Below are 17,451 nucleotides of genomic sequence, written 5' to 3' on the forward strand. Positions count from 1 at the left end.
CCGGCCCTGAACCAGGGGCTCTCCCGAAGACAACCGCACCATGCACCACGGGTCAATGCGCTCGATTACGTACAACCCGGACGGATGATCGACCGTCCGCGAACGCCGGTCAGCCGAGCGACTCGTCGAGGAACTCCCGTACGTGGGACAGGATTTGGCCACGATCGGTGCCGCGCAGACCGATGGCCACATGGATGGAGAAGCCGTCGAGGAGCGCGCGCAGCCGGGCGGCGAAGCGGTCCGCGTCGACGGTGCGGAACGCGCCGTGCGACATGCCTTCGGCGAGCAGCGCCACCAGGTCGCGGTGCCAGGCGCCCTCGATGGCGACCTGTCGCTCACGGGCGTCGGCGTCGGCGTTCTGCGAGCGGTTCCAGACCTCCAGCCAGAGCGTCCAGTGCGGGTCGCGGTGACCGTCGGGGACGTACAGGTCGACGTAGGCGTCGAGGCGCTCGCGGGCCGGGGCCGCCCGGGTGAGCAGCCGGCCGCGCTCGGCGCCGAGGCGGCCCTCGCTCCACTCCAGGGTCTGCAGCAGCAGCTCGTCCTTGGAGCGGAAGTAGTAGAGGAGGTGCCCGCTGCTCATGCCGACCTCGCGGCCGAGCGCCGCCATGGTGAGCTTCTCCAGGCCGCGCTCGGCGATCATGTCCATGGCGGCGGCGAGGACGTCCTCACGGGGCGGTGCGTTTCTGCGGGCACCGGCCATGGCGCACTCCTCAGATCTTCGGCTGCTGCTGGGTGATGCAGTGGATGCCACCGCCACCGGAGAAGATCGTACGGGCGTCCACCAGTGTGACCGTCCGCTCGGGGAACAGCCGGCGGAAGATCCCGGCCGCGATCTCGTCGCGCGGGTCGTCGAAGCCGCAGAGCACGACGCCGCCGTTGCAGAGGTAGTGGTTGATGTAGGAGTAGTCGGCCCAGTGTCCGTCGGCCTCCAGGACGGTCGGGGCGGGTACCTCGACGACCTCGATTCGGCGCCCGCGCGCATCGGTCTGCGCCCTGAGCAGGCCGATGATCTCCTTGCTGACCTCGTGGTCGGGGTGCGCGGGGTCCGGCTGGGAGTGCGCGACGATCACGCCGGGCCGGGCGAAGGCGGCGACGATGTCGACGTGGCCGAGCGTGCCGAAGCCGTGCGGAGGGTAGTCGCCGGTCAGGCCGCGCGGCAGCCAGATCGCCTTGCGGGTGCCGAGGTGGGCGTGGATCTCCGCCTCGACCTGCTCACGGGTCCACTGCGGGTTGCGTTCCGGGCCGAGCTGCACGGTCTCGGTGAGCAGGACGGTGCCCTCGCCGTCGACGTGGATCGCGCCGCCCTCGTTGACCAGTTTCGAGGCGTACGTCGTCGCCCCCGCGAGATCGCAGACGTACGCGGCGATCTTCGCGTCGTGCTCCCAGCGGGCCCATTCCTGGGCGCCCCAGCCGTTGAACGTCCAGTCCACGGCGGCGAGTTCGCCCTGTCCGTTGGTCAGGAACGTGGGGCCGATGTCACGCATCCAGGCGTCGTCGAGTTCCCGCTCGACCAACTCGACGTCCACGCCGAGGAGTTCGCGGGCGTCGGCCGACTGGCCGGGCCCGCACACGACGGTGACCGGCTCGAAGCGGCGGATCGTGCGGGCCACCTCCGCCCAGGCGCGGCGTGATTCGGCGAGGTCGTCCGGGGTGTCGAAGGTGGGGTTGGAGCCCGGCCACGCCATCCAGGTGCGCTCGTGCGGGGCCCACTCGGCGGGCATACGGAAGCCGTCGGCGGCAGCAGACATGGGGGTCCTTAGGGGCTGTGACATCTACAGGAAGTACAGGCGGTTGAGGGAGACCGAGTCGGCGGGCTCGGAGCTGAGCGGGTCGCCGTCCAGGGTGACCAGCCCGGTGCGCTGGTCCACATCGACCGCTCCGGTACGGGAGTTGAGGCGCAGGTCGGCCGGTCCGATGCCGCGCGTTCCGCGCACGGCGACCCGGCGGCGGCGGGTGGGCATCGTGTCATTGCCCTGGTCGAGCGCGGCCTGCGCGACGAAGGCGACCGAGATGTCGGCGGGGGTCGCGCCGTACGCCCCGAACTGCGGGCCCAGCACCAGGGGTTCGCAGGTGTCGGTGGCCGCGTTGGGGTCGCCGACGACGCCGTACGCCGGGAAGCCGGACTTCAGCACGAGCTGTGGCTTGGCGCCGAAGAACTCGGGGCGCCACAGCACGATGTCGGCGAGTTTGCCGACCTCGATGGAGCCGACCTCGTGCGCGAGGCCGTGCGCGATGGCGGGGTTGATGGTCAGCTTGGCCATGTAGCGCAGGACGCGTTCGTTGTCGTGGTCGTCCGGGGCGCCGAACTGCGCCTTCATCTTCCCGGCCATCGCGAAGGTGCGGCGCACGGTCTCGCCCGCGCGGCCCATGCCCTGCGCGTCGGACGAGGTGATGCCGATCGCACCCAGGTCGTGCAGCACGTCCTCGGCGCCCATCGTGCCGGCCCGGATGCGGTCGCGGGCCATGGCGGCGTCGCCCGGCAGGTCGGTCTTGAGGTCATGGACGGAGACGATCATTCCGTAGTGCTCGGCGACCGCGTCCCTGCCGAAGGGCAGGGTCGGGTTGGTGGAGGAGCCGATGACGTTCGCGACGCCCGCCATCTTCAGGACGTTCGGTACGTGGCCGCCACCGCAGCCCTCGATGTGGAAGGCGTGGATGGTGCGTCCGTCGAGGACACGCAGGGTGTCCTCGACGGACAGACACTCGTTCAACCCGTCGCTGTGCAGGGCGACTTGGACGTCGTGCTCCTCCGCGACGCGCAGCGCGGTGTCCAACGCCCGCGTATGGGCGCCCATGTCCTCGTGGACCTTGAAGCCGGAGGCGCCGCCCTCCGCGAGCGCCTCGACCAGGGGCGCGTCCGAGGACGACGAACCCCGGCCCAGAAAGCCGATGTTGACCGGCCAGGCGTCGAAGGCGTTGAAGGCGTGCCGCAGCGCCCAGGGCGAGTTGACGCCGACGCCCCACACCGGCCCGAACTCCTGGCCGATGACCGTGGTCACCCCGGAGGCGAGCGAGGCCTCCATGATGCGCGGCGACAGCAGATGGACGTGGGTGTCGACGGCTCCGGCGGTGGCGATGAGCCCCTCGCCGGAGACGATCGAGGTGCCGGTGCCGACCACGACGTCGACACCGTCGAGGGTGTCGGGGTTGCCGGCCCGCCCGATCGAGCAGATCCGCCCCTCCCGGATACCGATGGACACCTTCCGGATGCCCTGGGCCGCGTCGATCACCACCACGTTGCTGATGACGACGTCGCAGGTGTCGCGGACGGCGGCCGCCTTGAGGTGCAGCCCGTCGCGGGCGGTCTTGCCGAATCCGGCGAGGAACTCGTCCCCGTACTTCTGGGCGTCGGACTCGACCCGGACGGTCAGCCCGGAGTCGCCGAGGCGGACGCGGTCACCGGCGCGGGGGCCGTGGGCGCCGGCGTACTCGTACGGATTCATCGCTGCGCTCCCAGGTATCCGCAGGCGGCGGCCCTGCGCAGGGCCTCTTCCTTCGCGCCCGGCGCGTCCAGCGGGCCGTCGACCAGCCCCGCGAACCCGATCGCGACGCGCTCGCCGCCGATCGGCAGCAGCCCGACCTCGGCGCTCTCGCCCGGCCCGAAGCGCACGGACGACCCGGCCGGAACCGCGAGCCGCATCCCGTACGCCGTCGCCCGCTCGAAGTCGAGCCGCGGGTTGGCCTCGAAGAAGTGGAAGTGGGAGGTGACGGAGACCGGCACGGTGGCGGTGTTGGTGACGGTCAGCCGTACCGCGGCGACCGGCTCGGCGTGCGCGGGCCCCGGCAGCAGCGCGCCCGGAGCACCGTCGCCCAGTCCCCCGCCGATGGGGTCGGTGACCACCGCGAGCCGCGAACCGTCGTCGAAGACGGCCTCGACATGGACCTCGGTGACGACGTCGGCGACACCGGGCAGCACGTCGCCCGGGCCGAGCACGGCCCGGGCGGCATCGATGGCCTCGGCGAGGCGCCGCCCGTCGCGGGCCGCCTCGCAGACGGTGTCCGCGATGAGTGCCGTCGCCTCGGGGACGTTCAGACGCAGGCCCCGGGCGCGGCGGGCGCGGGCCAGCTCGGCGGCTCCGAAGAGCAGCAGCCGGTCACGTTCCGTAGGGGTCAGTCTCACGTCGCGACACCTCCTTGCTTTCCACTACTTAGAACAACACTCTAACCATGAGATTCGCAAGACAGAGGCATTGACTGGCAGCAGCGCCTCGCGCCACATTGAACGTCGCTCTAACTTGCTCCACCTCACCGATGGCCGATCGAAGGAGACCAGCCATGCCGATAGAACAGCGCGGAGTCGACACCATCCCCGATGAGGAGCGCACCAGCGGGCCGCGCGATCTCGTGTCGATCCTGCTCGGCTCCAACCTCTGCCTCGGCGTGATCATCTTCGGCTGGCTGCCGCCGTCCTTCGGGCTCGGCTGGTGGGCGTCGGTCAGCTCGGTGGTGGCGGGCACGGTGGTCGGTACGGCCCTCACCGCGCCGCTCGCCCTGGTCTCACTGCGCACGGCGACGAACCTCTCCACCTCCTCCGGCGCGCAGTTCGGCGTACGGGGACGGCTGGTCGGCTCGGTCGTCGGCCTGCTGCTCGCCCTCGGCTACACCGCGCTGACCGTGTGGATCGGCGGCGACGTGATGGTGGGCGTCCTCAACCGCCTGGTGGGACTGCCGGTCGACGGTCTCTCGTACGCCGTCGTGTACGGCGTGCTCGCCGCCGCGACCGTCGCCGGCGCCGTCTACGGCTACCGCGTCCTGCTCACCATGTCCCGCGTCCTCGCGATCGGCATGACCGCGCTGCTCGCCCTCGGCCTGATCGCGTACGCCCCGCACTTCGGCACCGCCGCACTGCCGGGGACGGGCGGCTATCTGCTCGGCTCCTTCTGGCCGACCTGGCTGCTCGCGGCGGTGGCGGCGGGCCTGTCCGGGCCCATCGCGTTCATCACCCTCCTCGGCGACTACACGCGCTACATCTCGCCGTCCCGCCACTCCTCCCGCAAGGTCCTGCACGCCACCTGGCTGGGCCTGATCGCCGGGCTCCTCGTGCCGCAGCTCTTCGGCACCTTCACGGCGTACGGGGCGCGCGCGGCCCTCGACTACGCCGGACCGCTGGTCTCCGCCTCCCCCACCTGGTACCTGGTCCCGTTGCTGCTCGCCGCCTCCGCGGGCTCGGTCGGCAACGCGGGCCTGATGCTGTACTCCATGGGTCTCGACCTCGACGCGATCCTCCCCCGCGCCTCCCGCGCCCGCGCCACGTACTCGGTCGCCGTCGTCGCCACGGCCTGCGTCTTCGTGGGCCACTACGCCTCGTCCGCGCAGGACGCGATGACGTCCTTCGTGCTGCTGCTCACCGCGATCGGCACACCCTGGGCCGTCATCACCCTCATCGGCTTCGCCCGCTGTCGCGGGGTGTACGACCCGGACGCCCTTCAGGTCTTCAACCGCCGCTCCAGGGGCGGGATCTACTGGTACCGGGGCGGCTGGAACGTCCAGGCCACCGCGTCCTGGGCGCTGGGCGCGTTCGTCGGCCTGCTCGCGGTCTCGCTCCCCTCGTACGAGGGCCCGCTGCTGTCCCTGACCGGCGGGGTGGACTGCAGCTTCGTGCTGTCGGGGATCGTGGGCGGCGCGCTGTACCTGCTGCTCACCGCCCGCGCCCCCGCCCCGGAACACGGCAGGGCCGCCGCGGACACGGAGTCCGGGGCGGCCCTGGCAGCCACAGTCGGGGACTAGGGGGTGTTTTGAAAGTCCTGCGGGTGCTGTGCGGGACTTTCAAGCCCCCCTAGCCCAGCGGGTGCATCCAGCCGTGCTTGTCCTCGCGGGTGCCGCGCTGGATGTCCAGCAGGGCCTCGCGCAGCTTCAGGGTGACCTGGCCGGGCTCGCCGCCCGACTGCTGCCACTCGGTGCCGGTGCGCTTGACGGTGCCGACGGGGGTGATCACCGCGGCCGTACCGCAGGCGAAGACCTCGGTGAGGGTGCCGTTCTCCGTGTCGGCCTGCCACTGGTCGATGGAGACACGGCCCTCCTCGGACTCGTAGCCGAGGTCGCGGGCGACGGTCAGGAGCGAGTCACGGGTGACGCCCGCGAGCAGCGAACCGGTCAGCTCGGGGGTGACGATTTTGTCGCCGTACACGAAGTACAGGTTCATGCCGCCGAGTTCCTCGACCCACTTGTGCTCCACGGCGTCGAGGTAGGCGACCTGGTCGCAGCCCTTCGCGGCGGCCTCGGCCTGCGCGAGCAGGGAGGCCGCGTAGTTGCCGCCGGTCTTGGCGTCGCCCATGCCGCCGGGGACGGCACGCACCCGGTCCTCGGAGAGCCAGATGGAGACGGGCTTCACGCCGCCCGCGAAGTACGCGCCGGCGGGCGAGGCGATGACCAGGAACAGGTACTCGTTGGCGGGCTTCACGCCCAGGCCGACCTCGGTCGCGATCATGAAGGGGCGCAGGTAGAGGGACTCCTCGCCGCCGTGCGCCGGGACCCACGCCCGGTCCTGCCGGACCAGCGCGTCGCACGCCTCGATGAACGTCTCGACGGGCAGCTCCGGCATCCCGAGGCGGCGCGCGGACCGCTGGAAGCGCCGGCCGTTCATCTCGGGGCGGAAGGTGGCGACGGAGCCGTCGGGCTGCCGGTACGCCTTGAGGCCCTCGAAGATCTCCTGCGCGTAGTGCAGGGTCATGTTCGCCGGGTCGAGGGAGAGCGGACCGTAGGGAACGAGCTGTCCGTCGTGCCAGCCGCGGCCCTCCGTCCACCGGATCGTCACCATGTGGTCGGTGAAGTGGCGGCCGAAGCCGGGGCTGGCCAGGATCGCCTCGCGCTCCGCGTCGGACAGCGGGCTGGAGGAAGGCTTGAGCTCGATCGTGGGCGTCGTCATGAGTGGTTGTCCTTCACCGGTTTGTGTTGTGACGGGCCGCCTTGCTCATACGGCACAGGACGACCAGTGCTAGGACGTCCGAGCATTCCCTCATTCCGCGGCTCCACGTTCGATTATCACGCGTGCGCAGCCATGGACGAAAACGATGTGAATGCGGCCCAGTGGTTGATGGTGGCACCCGGAGAGGCACAGGAAAAGCCGCCGGGTGCGGAAGCTACCCGGCGGCTTTGCGGAGCGCTGGGGGTCCCCCCACGCCCTTCATGCAGTGGGGGAGGGTCAGCCGGCTACTCGTACCGCGAGCGCGTCGCCGATTTCCGCGGTGCTGCGGGCGGGCTTGCCCACGCGCTCGGCGAGGTCGGCGGCGACGGCGTCCTCGATGCGGGCGGCCTCGGACTCGTAGCCGAGGTGACGCAGCAGAAGGGCGACGGACAGGACGGTGGCCGACGGGTCGGCCTTGCCCTGGCCGGCGATGTCGGGCGCCGAGCCGTGCACGGGCTCGAACATCGACGGGAAGTCGCCGCTCGGGTTGATGTTCCCGGAGGCGGCGACGCCGATGCCGCCGGAGACGGCCGCGGCGAGGTCGGTGATGATGTCGCCGAAGAGGTTGTCGGTGACGATCACGTCGAAGCGCTCGGGCTGCGTGACGAGGTAGATCGTCGCCGCGTCCACGTGCATGTACTCGGTGGTGACCTCGGGGAACTCCTCGGCCACCTTGTTGAAGATGTTGGTCCACAGGTGACCGGCGAAGGTCAGCACGTTGTTCTTGTGGATCAGCGCGAGCTTCTTGCGCGGGCGGGCCTGGGCGCGGGCGAACGCGTCACGGACCACACGCTCCACACCGAACGCGGTGTTGACGGAGACCTCGGTGGCGACCTCGTGCTCGGTGCCCTTGCGGATGGTGCCGCCGTTGCCCGTGTAGGGGCCCTCGGTGCCTTCGCGTACGACGACGAAGTCGATCTCCGGCTGGCCGGCCAGCGGCGTGGCGACACCCGGAAGGAGCTTCGACGGACGCAGATTGACGTGGTGGTCGAAGAGGAAGCGGAGCTTCAGCAGGAAGCCGCGCTCCAGCACACCGGACGGCACCGACGGGTCGCCGATGGCGCCGAGAAGGATGGCGTCGTGCTTCTTGAGCGCGTCCGCGTCGGCTTCGGTGAGGGTCTCACCGGTGGCGTGGTACCGCTTGGCGCCGAAGTCGTACTCCTTGGTCTCCAGCTTCACATCCTGAGGAAGGACGGCGGAGAGGATCTTCAGGCCTTCGGCCACGACCTCCTGGCCGATGCCGTCACCGGGAATCACTGCGAGATTGATGCTGCGAGACATGACGGCACCGTACTCCTTGTCCCATGGGATGACACGGACCGTCCGCCATACGGACAAGACAGGGAGGTGCGACGCCATGCCGTCGACTGCCGTTCACCCGTACGCAGGACCGCTGTTGGGGTTCGCTGGGAAGTTCACCTTCATGGAGACCCCCGACTTCGGCATCCCGGAGCAGCTCGCGCGCCGGATGAGCATGGCCGAGCAGCACGAGTACCTGCGGACGAAGCTGTCACGGCGGCGCACGCTGGTGACGGCGGGCATGGTGGCGGGCGGGCTGCTGACCGGCTGCTCCGGATCGGGCACGGTGACCACGAGCCGCTCCTCCGCACCCAGCGCGACCGCCACGGCCCGGGTCACGGGCTCCGCCGTCACTCCCTTCGGCCGCCATCTCGCCTTCGGCGCCGACCCCAGGACGCGGATGCGGATCTCCTGGCAGGTGCCGTTCGCGGTGAAACGGCCGTATGTGCGCATCGGGCTCCGGCCCGAGGAGCTGAGCCGGAAGATCGAGGCCGAGGTCCGCGACCTGCACACCCCGGGGCTGACGGGCGTACGTCTGGCCGTCGAGCAGTACTACCTGCACGCGGCCCTGGACGGCCTGAAGCCCGGGACGACGTACTACTACGGCGTCGGCCACGACGGCTTCGACCCCGCCTCGCCGCAGCACAGGTCGACCATCGGCTCCTTCCGCACGGCGCCGGCACACCCGGAGAAGTTCACCTTCACCGCCTTCGGGGACCAGGGCGTCAGCCCGGCCGCGGCAGCCAACGACCATGTGCTGCTGCGCCGGAAGCCCGCCTTCCACCTGCATGCGGGGGACATCTGCTACGCGGACCCGACCGGCCAGGGCAAGAAGTCGGACGCCTACGACGCCGGGTTCTGGGACCTGTTCCTCAAGCAGAACGAGTCGGTGGCGAAGTCCGTGCCGTGGATGGTGACGACCGGCAACCACGACATGGAGGCCTGGTACTCACCCGAGGGCTACGGCGGCCAGCTCGCCCGCTGGTCGCTCCCGGACAGCGGCTTCGACCCGCACAAGGCGCCCGGCGTGTACGCGTTCACCTACGGCAACGTCGGTTTCGTGGCGCTGGACGCCAACGACGTGTCGTACGAGATTCCCGCCAACCGGGGCTACACGGGCGGCAAGCAGACGAAGTGGCTGGACCGGACGCTGGGTGATCTGCGGGCGGCGAAGGCGGTGGACTTCGTGGTCGTCTTCTTCCACCACTGTGCCTACTCGACGTCCTCCCACGCGTCCGACGGCGGGGTGCGCGCCGAGTGGCTGCCGCTCTTCGCGAAGCACCAGGTGGACCTGGTGATCAACGGGCACAACCATGTGTACGAGCGGACCGACGCGATCAGGAACGGCGAGGTCGGCAGGCCGGTGCCGGTGGGCGGGTCGACGGATCCGACCCGGGACGGGATCGTGTACGTCACCGCGGGCGGCGGCGGCAAGGACCTCTACTCGTTCCCCTCGGGCGTCAAGGACAGCTACGAGGGGCATGTCCATCGCCGCGAGTCCGTCGCGACGTACCACTGGACGAAGTCGCGGCAGATGAAGGCGGAGACGGTGGAGTGGTCGCGGGTGCGGTACACCGGCTTCTCCTTCCTCTCGGTGGAGGCGGAGGCCGGTACGACACCGAAGCTGAAGGTGTCGGCGCTCGCTCAGAGCGGGGAGCGCATCGATCACTTCGAGGTGCGGCGCGGCGCCTGAGAGCCTGCGTGTCAGCAGGTCCTGAGCTCCGAGCCGCACCCCGTGCGGGTGCGGCTCCCGGAAGTGGGGGCGGGGGCGGGCCTCAGTGGCCCGTCGATCCGCCGTTGTCCCTGCGGTCGAGGGCGCGCTGCAGGGCCGCGGCCGCGTTCCTGCGGTCGGACTCGCTCGTACGGGTGGTGTGACGGACTCGGCGGACGGTCGTCTCGGCCATGATGATCGACTCCTTGCATCCGGCGCATACGTCCGGAAGTGCGATGAGGGATTACGAGACGCCGGAAGGGGCGGGGAGCGGTGCCGCAGGGGTTACCTGCCAAGGGGCTCCGGCTCACGACCGCCATTCGCTTGGTCGAGCGAGACGTTCGGCTCCTACAAAGCTAAGGGAGGCGCGGGCATCTGTCTCCACAATTACTCGGACTTCCTACTATCTGAGACGGTGGATTGGGTCACACGGCTCTGACCTGCGGTGATCCTCCGGACGGCATCTCCGGCACCGGGCCGCAGCCGCACGGCGCCCGCCGCGGGCAGCAGACAGAGCGCACCGAGCACCACAAACGCGACGGCGTACGCCGAGCGCGGGGCGTCCGTGAGTGCCGCGCCCCCGCGCAGCGCGGCCGCGGCGATCGCCACGCCGAGCCCGGCGGCCAGCTGCTGGCCGGTGGCGAAGAGGGCGTTGGCGTCCCGCAGCCGCTCCGGCCGCATCTCGCTGAACGCGATCGTCGAGTAGCCGGTGAGCCCGACCGAGCGGGCCACGCCGCCGAGCGCCGCGACGACCGCGATCACCGCGACCGGGGTGGCGGCGGTGAACAGCGCGCACGCCGCGGTGGTGGCCGCGAGCCCCAGGGTGGAGACGATGAGCAGCGGCCGGAAGCCGAACCGGTTGATCAGATACGTCGTCGCGGGCTTGATCCCGAGGTTGCCGACGAAGACGAACAGCACGACCGCGCCGGACTTCACCGCACTCCAGCCGAAGACCTCCTGGAAGAGCAGCGGCAGCAGGAAGGGGATGGCTCCGACGACCGCCATGCAGAGGGAGCCGTCGAGCGCCGCGGCCCGGAAGGACTGGACGTCCAGGGTGCGCAGGTTGATCAGCGGATGCGGGGTGCGCAGCAGGTGGCGCCCGGACGCCGCGAGCGCGACGGCGGCGAGTGCGCCGGTCAGGGCCGCCCCGAGGAGGGAGCCGCGGGTCTCGGAGACCAGGTGTGCGGTCCAGGTGAGGGCGGCGAGACCGGTGCAGGTGAGCAGGACGCCGGTGAGGTCGAGCGGGGGCGGTGTGCCCTGCGCGCCGGGCTCGATCAGCCGGCGCGCGACGAGCAGGGCGACGGCGCCGAGGGGCACGTTCAGCAGGAAGATCCAGTGCCAGGAGGCGTACGTGGTGATCAGGCCGCCGAGCAGGGGTGCGGCGACCGGGGCGGCGAGCCCCGGCCAGACGATGTACGCGACCGCGCGGGGCAGGTCCGGCTTGGCGGTCCCGGCCAGCACGACGAGCCGGCCGACCGGCACCATCATCGCGCCGCCCACCCCCTGCAGGACCCGCATGCCGACGAGGGTCCCGAGGTCCGGGGCGGCGGCGCAGGCCAGCGAGGCGACGGTGAAGACGGTGATCGCGGCGAGGAAGACCCGGCGCGGGCCGAAGCGGGCGGTGAGCCAGCCGGAGAGGGGGATGAGAACGGCGAGGGTGACGAGATAGGCCGTGATGATCAGGCCGACCGAGGCGGGGGTGGTGTGCAGGTCGCCGGCTATCTGCGGAGCCGCGGTCGACACGATCGTGCCGTCCAGCATCTCCATGAAGAAGCAGCCCGCGACGAGGAGCGCGGTGCCGCGCTGACGCGAATCCATCATGGGTCCAGGCTGAGGGCGATCCACTGGTGCACACAAGTTCCGATTGATTCACCTAGCATTGCGTCTCATGCAGCAATCCCAGCCGCCCGGGGCCGCGCCGGGTTTCACTCCCCTCCCGGACATGAACCTCCTGCCCGCCCTGGACGCCCTGCTGCGCGCGGGCAGCGTCGCGGGAGCGGCGGCCGAGCTGAACGTGTCGCCCTCGGCGATGAGCCGCACACTGGCCCGGCTGCGCCGTGTCGTCGGCGACCCGCTGCTCGTCCCCTCGGGGCGGGGCCTGACGCTGACGCCGCGGGCGCACGGGATGCAGCCCCGGGTGCAGGCCGCGCTGACGACTGCGGTGGCGGCGCTGCGGCCTCCGCGGGAGGTCGAACTCGCCACGCTGGAGCGGGAGTTCCGCATCCGCACGAACGACGGCATCGCCATGTCGCTCGGCGCCCCGCTGCTGGCCCTGGTGGCGCGCGAGGCTCCGGGCGTACGGCTGCGGCTGCTGCCGGAGGGCGACGAGGACCCTGCGGACCTGCGCACCCATGTCGACCTGGACGTCGGCGAGTTGCCGGACCCGCTCCCGCACGACGTGCGCAGCTCCGCGCTGGGCGAGCACCGTCATGTGGCGGTGGCACGGGCCGACGCGGAGTTCGCGCGGGAGCCGCTGACCCCGCGCCGGTTCGCCGGGCTGCCGCACATCACGGTGACCCGGCGCGGCCGCACGTACAGCGTGGTCGACGAGCGGCTCGCCGAACTCGGCCTGTGCCGCGATGTGCTGGCCACCGCTCCGACGTACGCCGCGGCCTGCTTCTTCGCCCTGCGCACGGACGCGCTGGCGCTGGTGCCGTCGGAGGTCGCGGCGGAGGCGGCCCGGGTGATGCCGCTCGCGGTCCTGGAGATTCCGCTGGAGCTGCCGGTGGCGACGACGGGTATGGCATGGCACGTACGCGTGGACACGGACCCGGCGCACCGGTGGCTGCGCGGGGCGGTGGCGCGGGCGGCGACGGAGGCCGCCTCGGACAGGGCCGGGATCAAGCGGTCAGGGGCCGGGGGTGCAGCGACCGCAGCTCCCTGATCAGCGCGCGGACCGCGACCGTCGTGGCGAGTTCGGGTGTGGTGACGTAGCCGACGGAGCGGGTCGGGTGTTCGGGTCCGAGATCGGTGATCTCCAGTGTGAGCGGTGCTCTCGCGAGGGGGGTCGGGGAGGTCAGGGACATGAGCGAGAGCGCGGGCATGATGGCCATTCCGAGACCACTGCTCACCATCGAGAGCACTGCTCCGTCGTCCTCGGCGCGGACCGTCGCGCACGGAATCCAGTCCTGTTCGGCCCACCAGGTGCGGGTGTAGGAGGAGCAGTTCTCGGTCCAGTCGACCAGCGGCAGCGAGCGCGGGTCCGGGTGTCCGGCCGGGTGGACCAGCGCGTACGGCTCCTCCAGGAGGACGTCGCCGACCAGCTGCGGCGGCACCGGCGAGCTCGCGCCGGAACCGTTCAGCGTGGCGATGCCGACGTCCGCCCGCCCCTCGGCCACCTCCCCCGCGGTGCCGGGCCCGACCTCCCGTACGACGCGCACGGTCGGCTCGACCCCGGGGTGCCGGGCCGCCAGGCGTTCCAGGGCGGGCGGCAGCAGGTGCAGTGCCGCGCTGCGGAAGGCCGCGATGCGCAGCGGTCCGGCGACGGTGTCGGCGCCGTCGGGCCCGGCCCCGGCGCCGCGCGCCTCCGCGGCCAGCGCCTCCAGCATCCGCAGCACCCGCCGGGCGTGCGCCGCGGCGCGGGCGCCCGCCGCGGTGGGACGCGCCCCGTACCGGCCGCGCTCGAAGAGCACCACGCCGAGCTTGCGTTCGATACCGCGCACCGCATGCGAGACCGCGGACTGCGTCGTGCCGAGCGGGACGGCGGCCGCCGAGAAGCCGCCCTCGTCGGCGACGGCCACGAGGGTGCGCAGTTCCTGCGGGGCGAGGTCGGGCATGGCCATCGGGACTCCTGCGGGGTGAGTGCTCGGGCCCCGTCGGGGCTGCCGCGCGCCTGCCACCTGCTGCTATGAGAGCGGCTCATGGACGACGGCGTTCCATGAGCGCAACCCCCTGCCCGGGTCCCGCATTCCTGCCTACGGTCACCTTCCATGAACGACATCGCGCTCACCGTCCAGCAGACCGCCCGCCCGACCGGCTTCCCCGCCCCGGACGACTTCCGCTTCGCCGAGTCACCCGTGCCCGAACCGGCCCCCGGCACCGCGCTCGTCGAGAACCTGTACTGGTCCGTCGACCCGTACCACCGCGAGATGATGGACGGCGACTTCGCGCTCAACGCCCCGCTGGAGGGCCGGGCGCTCGGTCGTGTCGTCGAGTCCCGGGATCCGGCACTGCCCGAAGGGGAGATCGTCTTCCACCGCCACGGCTGGCGCACCCACGCCGTCGTCCGGCCCGAGGAGACCAGACGGCTCCCGCACCACGACGGCGTCCCCCTCTCCGCGTATCTGAGCGTCCTCGGCGGCACCGGCCTGACGGCCTACGTCGGCCTGACACGGATCGCCCAACTCCGCGAGGGGGACGACCTGTTCGTGTCGGCGGCCGCGGGCGGCGTAGGTACGGCGACCGGGCGGATGGCCAGGCTCATGGGCGCCGGACGGATGGTGGGCAGTGCCGGGACCGCGGACAAGGTGGCGTATCTGAAGCAACACGTCGGCTACGACGAGGCGTTCGACTACCACGCCGGGCCCGTCGCCGACCTCCTGGCCAAGGCGGCCCCCGACGGCATCGACCTCTTCGTGGACAACGTCGGCGGCGAGCACCTCGGCGCGGCGATCGGTGCGCTGCGCGAGCGCGGCCGGGTGGTGCGGATCGGCACGGTCGGCCAGTACAACACTCCCGACGCGCCGCTCGCCCTCTTCAACCACGCCGACGTGGTCGAGAAGAGCCTGCGCATCGAGGGCTTCCTCGTGAGCAACTACCGCGATGTGCAGGAGGAGTTGTACGAGTTCGCCGTACCGCATCTGCTGAGTGGCCGGCTCGCGCTCGACGAGACGATCGTGGAGGGCTTCGACCGGATCGTGGACGCGTTCCTGCTGATGCTGCGCGGCGGGAACACCGGCAAGATCATCGTCAGGGGTGCGGAGAGGTGACCGTCGGGTGCGCCTGAAGCCTCAGAGTACGTCGCCGTCACGCCAGTCGAAGACCAGCTCGTACGCCGGATCGAGCGCGCCGGCAGCCGCGGGGCGCACGAACGTGCTGCCCTCCTCCTCGGCCAGCCGCACGACGCCCTCCGGGCCGAGGGCGCCGATCCGCCCGGACCAGACCCGCCAGCCGCGCGCCTCGTACAGGGCGGCGCCCTCGTCGCTCGCGGAGAGCGCGCCGAGCCCGTACGCCGCGTCGACGATCCGTTCCAGCTCGGCCATCACCTGCCCGCCGAGTCCGGTACGCCGGACGTCCGCCCGTACGGCGACGGCCTCCACGTAACCGACGCGCAGCCAGCGCCCGCGGTGGAGGACCCGACGCTGGATCACGGCCCCGTGGGCGGCGATCCCCCGCCCGTCGCACATCAGGACGTGCAGACCGCCGAGGCTGTGGTCCCAGTCCTCGTCACTGAAGCCCCCTTCGAAGGCCTCGTCCAGGAGGGCGCGGACGGCGTCGAGTTCGGCGCGGGAGAGGTCTGCGGTGTGGGCGGTGCGGGGTTGGGCGGGGCGGGGTTCGGCGTTGCTGTTTGGGGCGGTGCCGGGTCGAGGGGTCATCGGGTCAGTATTCCGCTGCCCGGGCCGTAGGGCCGACCTCTTTCTCCTAACCTTTCACATCCACTTGACTGGTTATACCTCTCAGTGGTGAACTGTTCCCGCCACCGCACTAACCACCAAAGCAGCAATTACAGGTTAGAGGAACGCTCATGGTCACCCACCAGGTCCACCACCGCAGCACCACCGTCCGCGGCCACGAGATCCACTACCGCGAGGCAGGCGCCGCCAATGCCCCTGCCCTGCTCCTCCTGCACGGCTTCCCGACCAGCTCGCACATGTTCCGCGACCTGATTCCCCTCCTCGCCGACAGCTACCACCTGATCGCCCCGGACCACCTCGGCTTCGGCCGCTCGGCGGCGCCGGCGGCCACCGACTTCCCGTACTCCTTCGCCGAACTGGCCGAGATCACCGGGGAGTTCACCGAGCAGCTGGGCCTGAAGGAGTACGCGCTCTACATCCAGGACTACGGCGCCCCCATCGGCCTGCGTCTCGCGCTGGCGCACCCCGAGCGGGTGACCGCGATCGTCACCCAGAACGGCAACGCCTACGAGGAGGGCCTCGGCGCCGAAGCCTGGGCGCCCGTGCTGGCCCTGATCGCCGAACGCACACCGGAGACCGAGGCGCCGGTGCGTGAGATCGGCACCCTCGACGGCATCAAGTGGCAGTACCTGCACGGGGTTCCGGAGGATCAGCAGGACCTGGTCAGCCCCGACGCCTACGACCACGACGCCGCGCTGATGGCCCGCCCCGGCCAGCCCGAGATCCAGCTCGACCTGATCTCCGACTACGGCTCCAACTTCGCCCTCTACCCGGCCTTCCAGGAGTACTTCCGCACCAGCCGGGTCCCGGTCCTCGCCGTCTGGGGCGCGCACGACCAGATCTTCGTCCCGGCGGGCGCGCTCGCCTTCCAACGGGACCTGCCGGAGGCCGAGGTCCATCTCCTGCCCACGGGACACTTCGCCCTGGAGACGCACGCGGACCAGATCGCCGGACTCATGCGGGACTTTCTCGACCGGAAACTGCCCACGATTTGAGCGCCTCCCGGAAGCCCCTCGGATCCTCGACCCACGGCAGGTGCCCGGCGCCCGCAAGGACCACCCTCCGTACCCACGGCAGGGCCCGCTCCAGCGAGTCCACCGACCAGCGCGGCCGGGGGTCCCGCTCACCGTCGACGATCAGCACGGGCACGGTCAGGGCCTGGCAGGAGTCGTACAGCTCGGGGGTGCCCAAGGTCTGTTTCGTCTGGGCGCCCAAGGCCTTGCTGCACTCGAAGTTGATCTCGAACCAGGGCTCGGCCAGCCGTCCGGCATGCTCCAGCGCCCGCTCCCGGTCCTCGAAGTCGACCGACCACTGGAGCACCGCCCACTCCCGGCCCCCGTCCGGCAACTCCCGCCAGCGCGCGAGCCGTTCGGGCATCTCACCGAGGCGGGCGAGGAAGTTCTCCCCGAAGGGTCCGCGCCAGGAGGACCACGGGTCGATGCCTGTACCGCCGACGTACACGAGCCCGTCGACCCGGTCCGGATGGGCCAGCGTGTAGCTCAGCGCAAGCTGCGCGCCCCAGGAGTGGCCGAGCAGCACCATCCGTTCAAGCCCGAAGTGCCGTCGTACGGCGTCCAGATCGGCCACGAACCGCCCGGTGGTCCACGGCCCGGCACACCGCTCCGACCGCCCGCACCCGCGCTGGTCCCAGCGGATGACCGTGGCACGGTCCTCCAGCATGGCGGTCACGTCCTCGAACATGTCCCACAGCCCGGGCCCGCCGTGACACAGGACCAGGGGCTCACCCTGCCCCGAACGCGAGGCCCACAGCCGTACACCGTCGTCGGTGATCACCGTCTCCGTCATGGTGGACAGTCTGCCCGCGCGGGAAAGCACCCGGAAAGAGACGAGGGGCCGGGCAGTCGGACTCTGTTGGTAAAAGACCGGTCCCTTTGTGAGACCCGTCGCCGTTAGGCGGCGGGCCTCAGTGTCTCGAAGCGAGAGAGGCGTGTGCCGATCCGCGG

Annotated in this window: 16 protein-coding genes; 5 read left to right on the top strand and 11 right to left on the bottom strand. The window is 71.2% G+C overall.

Features of this window, described 5'->3' with window-relative positions; all coding sequences use genetic code 11:
- Positions 1-109 precede the first annotated feature (109 nt).
- The 4 genes from ACN6LB_RS38450 to ureA are packed head-to-tail and all read right to left on the bottom strand — an operon-like array spanning position 110 to position 4,120.
- Positions 110-700, bottom strand: coding sequence for a TetR/AcrR family transcriptional regulator (locus ACN6LB_RS38450; RefSeq protein WP_445029899.1), 591 nt, complete (start codon positions 698-700; stop codon positions 110-112).
- 10 nt (positions 701-710) lie between these two features.
- Positions 711-1,748 carry an agmatine deiminase family protein gene (locus tag ACN6LB_RS38455; RefSeq protein WP_445029900.1) on the bottom strand — a complete coding sequence of 346 codons (1,038 nt, stop codon included), beginning with the start codon at positions 1,746-1,748 and terminating at the stop codon, positions 711-713.
- Between the two features lie 24 nt (positions 1,749-1,772).
- Positions 1,773-3,443, bottom strand: a complete 1,671-nt coding sequence (locus ACN6LB_RS38460) for an urease subunit alpha (protein ID WP_445029901.1) — start codon at positions 3,441-3,443, stop codon at positions 1,773-1,775.
- Positions 3,440-4,120 (bottom strand): urease subunit gamma, encoded by a 681-nt coding sequence (ureA, locus tag ACN6LB_RS38465; RefSeq protein ID WP_445029902.1) that lies wholly within the window; start codon positions 4,118-4,120, stop codon positions 3,440-3,442. Before ureA ends, ACN6LB_RS38460 begins: the two co-directional genes overlap by 4 nt.
- Positions 4,121-4,275: 155 nt before the next feature.
- On the opposite strand from ureA, the gene ACN6LB_RS38470 reads away from it, so the two are divergent.
- Positions 4,276-5,727 (top strand): cytosine permease, encoded by a 1,452-nt coding sequence (locus tag ACN6LB_RS38470; protein ID WP_445029903.1) that lies wholly within the window; start codon positions 4,276-4,278, stop codon positions 5,725-5,727.
- Positions 5,728-5,776: 49 nt separating this feature from the next.
- Here the strand turns inward: ACN6LB_RS38470 and ACN6LB_RS38475 are convergent, their stop codons facing one another.
- Together ACN6LB_RS38475 and ACN6LB_RS38480 are read right to left on the bottom strand one after the other, a co-directional pair.
- Positions 5,777-6,865, bottom strand: a complete 1,089-nt coding sequence (locus tag ACN6LB_RS38475; RefSeq protein ID WP_356141340.1) for a branched-chain amino acid aminotransferase — start codon at positions 6,863-6,865, stop codon at positions 5,777-5,779.
- Between the two features lie 276 nt (positions 6,866-7,141).
- Positions 7,142-8,185 carry a 3-isopropylmalate dehydrogenase gene (locus ACN6LB_RS38480; RefSeq protein WP_445029904.1) on the bottom strand — a complete coding sequence of 348 codons (1,044 nt, stop codon included), beginning with the start codon at positions 8,183-8,185 and terminating at the stop codon, positions 7,142-7,144.
- A gap of 142 nt (positions 8,186-8,327) precedes the next feature.
- Here ACN6LB_RS38480 and ACN6LB_RS38485 point away from each other — a divergent pair, with 142 nt between their 5' ends.
- Positions 8,328-9,896, top strand: coding sequence for a purple acid phosphatase family protein (locus ACN6LB_RS38485; protein ID WP_445029912.1), 1,569 nt, complete (start codon positions 8,328-8,330; stop codon positions 9,894-9,896).
- 82 nt (positions 9,897-9,978) lie between these two features.
- Here ACN6LB_RS38485 and ACN6LB_RS38490 read toward each other — a convergent pair whose 3' ends face one another.
- Positions 9,979-10,107 (bottom strand): hypothetical protein, encoded by a 129-nt coding sequence (locus ACN6LB_RS38490; RefSeq protein ID WP_356146188.1) that lies wholly within the window; start codon positions 10,105-10,107, stop codon positions 9,979-9,981.
- Positions 10,108-10,301: 194 nt separating this feature from the next.
- On the bottom strand, positions 10,302-11,735 hold the full coding sequence (locus tag ACN6LB_RS38495; protein ID WP_445029905.1) for an MFS transporter: 1,434 nt from the start codon (positions 11,733-11,735) through the stop codon (positions 10,302-10,304).
- Positions 11,736-11,802: 67 nt separating this feature from the next.
- Here ACN6LB_RS38495 and ACN6LB_RS38500 point away from each other — a divergent pair, with 67 nt between their 5' ends.
- The gene (locus tag ACN6LB_RS38500) at positions 11,803-12,798 is read left to right on the top strand and encodes a LysR family transcriptional regulator (protein WP_445029906.1); all 996 of its coding nucleotides are present in this window, start codon (positions 11,803-11,805) and stop codon (positions 12,796-12,798) included.
- Here ACN6LB_RS38500 and ACN6LB_RS38505 read toward each other — a convergent pair.
- Positions 12,755-13,696: a LysR family transcriptional regulator gene (locus ACN6LB_RS38505; RefSeq protein WP_445029907.1), complete on the bottom strand. Its 942-nt coding sequence runs from the start codon at positions 13,694-13,696 to the stop codon at positions 12,755-12,757. The genes ACN6LB_RS38500 and ACN6LB_RS38505 overlap by 44 nt on opposite strands.
- A 147-nt stretch (positions 13,697-13,843) precedes the next feature.
- Between ACN6LB_RS38505 and ACN6LB_RS38510 the strand changes: the two genes are divergently transcribed.
- Entirely contained in the window at positions 13,844-14,842 is a 999-nt protein-coding gene (locus tag ACN6LB_RS38510) for an NADP-dependent oxidoreductase (protein ID WP_445029908.1), read from the top strand.
- A gap of 21 nt (positions 14,843-14,863) precedes the next feature.
- Here the strand turns inward: ACN6LB_RS38510 and ACN6LB_RS38515 are convergent, their stop codons facing one another.
- The gene (locus tag ACN6LB_RS38515; RefSeq protein ID WP_445029909.1) at positions 14,864-15,448 is read right to left on the bottom strand and encodes a GNAT family N-acetyltransferase; all 585 of its coding nucleotides are present in this window, start codon (positions 15,446-15,448) and stop codon (positions 14,864-14,866) included.
- Positions 15,449-15,597: 149 nt separating this feature from the next.
- Between ACN6LB_RS38515 and ACN6LB_RS38520 the strand changes: the two genes are divergently transcribed.
- Positions 15,598-16,482, top strand: a complete 885-nt coding sequence (locus tag ACN6LB_RS38520; protein WP_445029910.1) for an alpha/beta fold hydrolase — start codon at positions 15,598-15,600, stop codon at positions 16,480-16,482.
- Here the strand turns inward: ACN6LB_RS38520 and ACN6LB_RS38525 are convergent.
- Entirely contained in the window at positions 16,442-17,293 is an 852-nt protein-coding gene (locus ACN6LB_RS38525; protein WP_445029911.1) for an alpha/beta fold hydrolase, read from the bottom strand. The two genes, ACN6LB_RS38520 and ACN6LB_RS38525, sit on opposite strands and share 41 nt — an antisense overlap.
- Positions 17,294-17,451: the final 158 nt, after the last annotated feature.

The sequence above is a fragment of the Streptomyces sp. SAS_270 genome, from assembly GCF_052543295.1.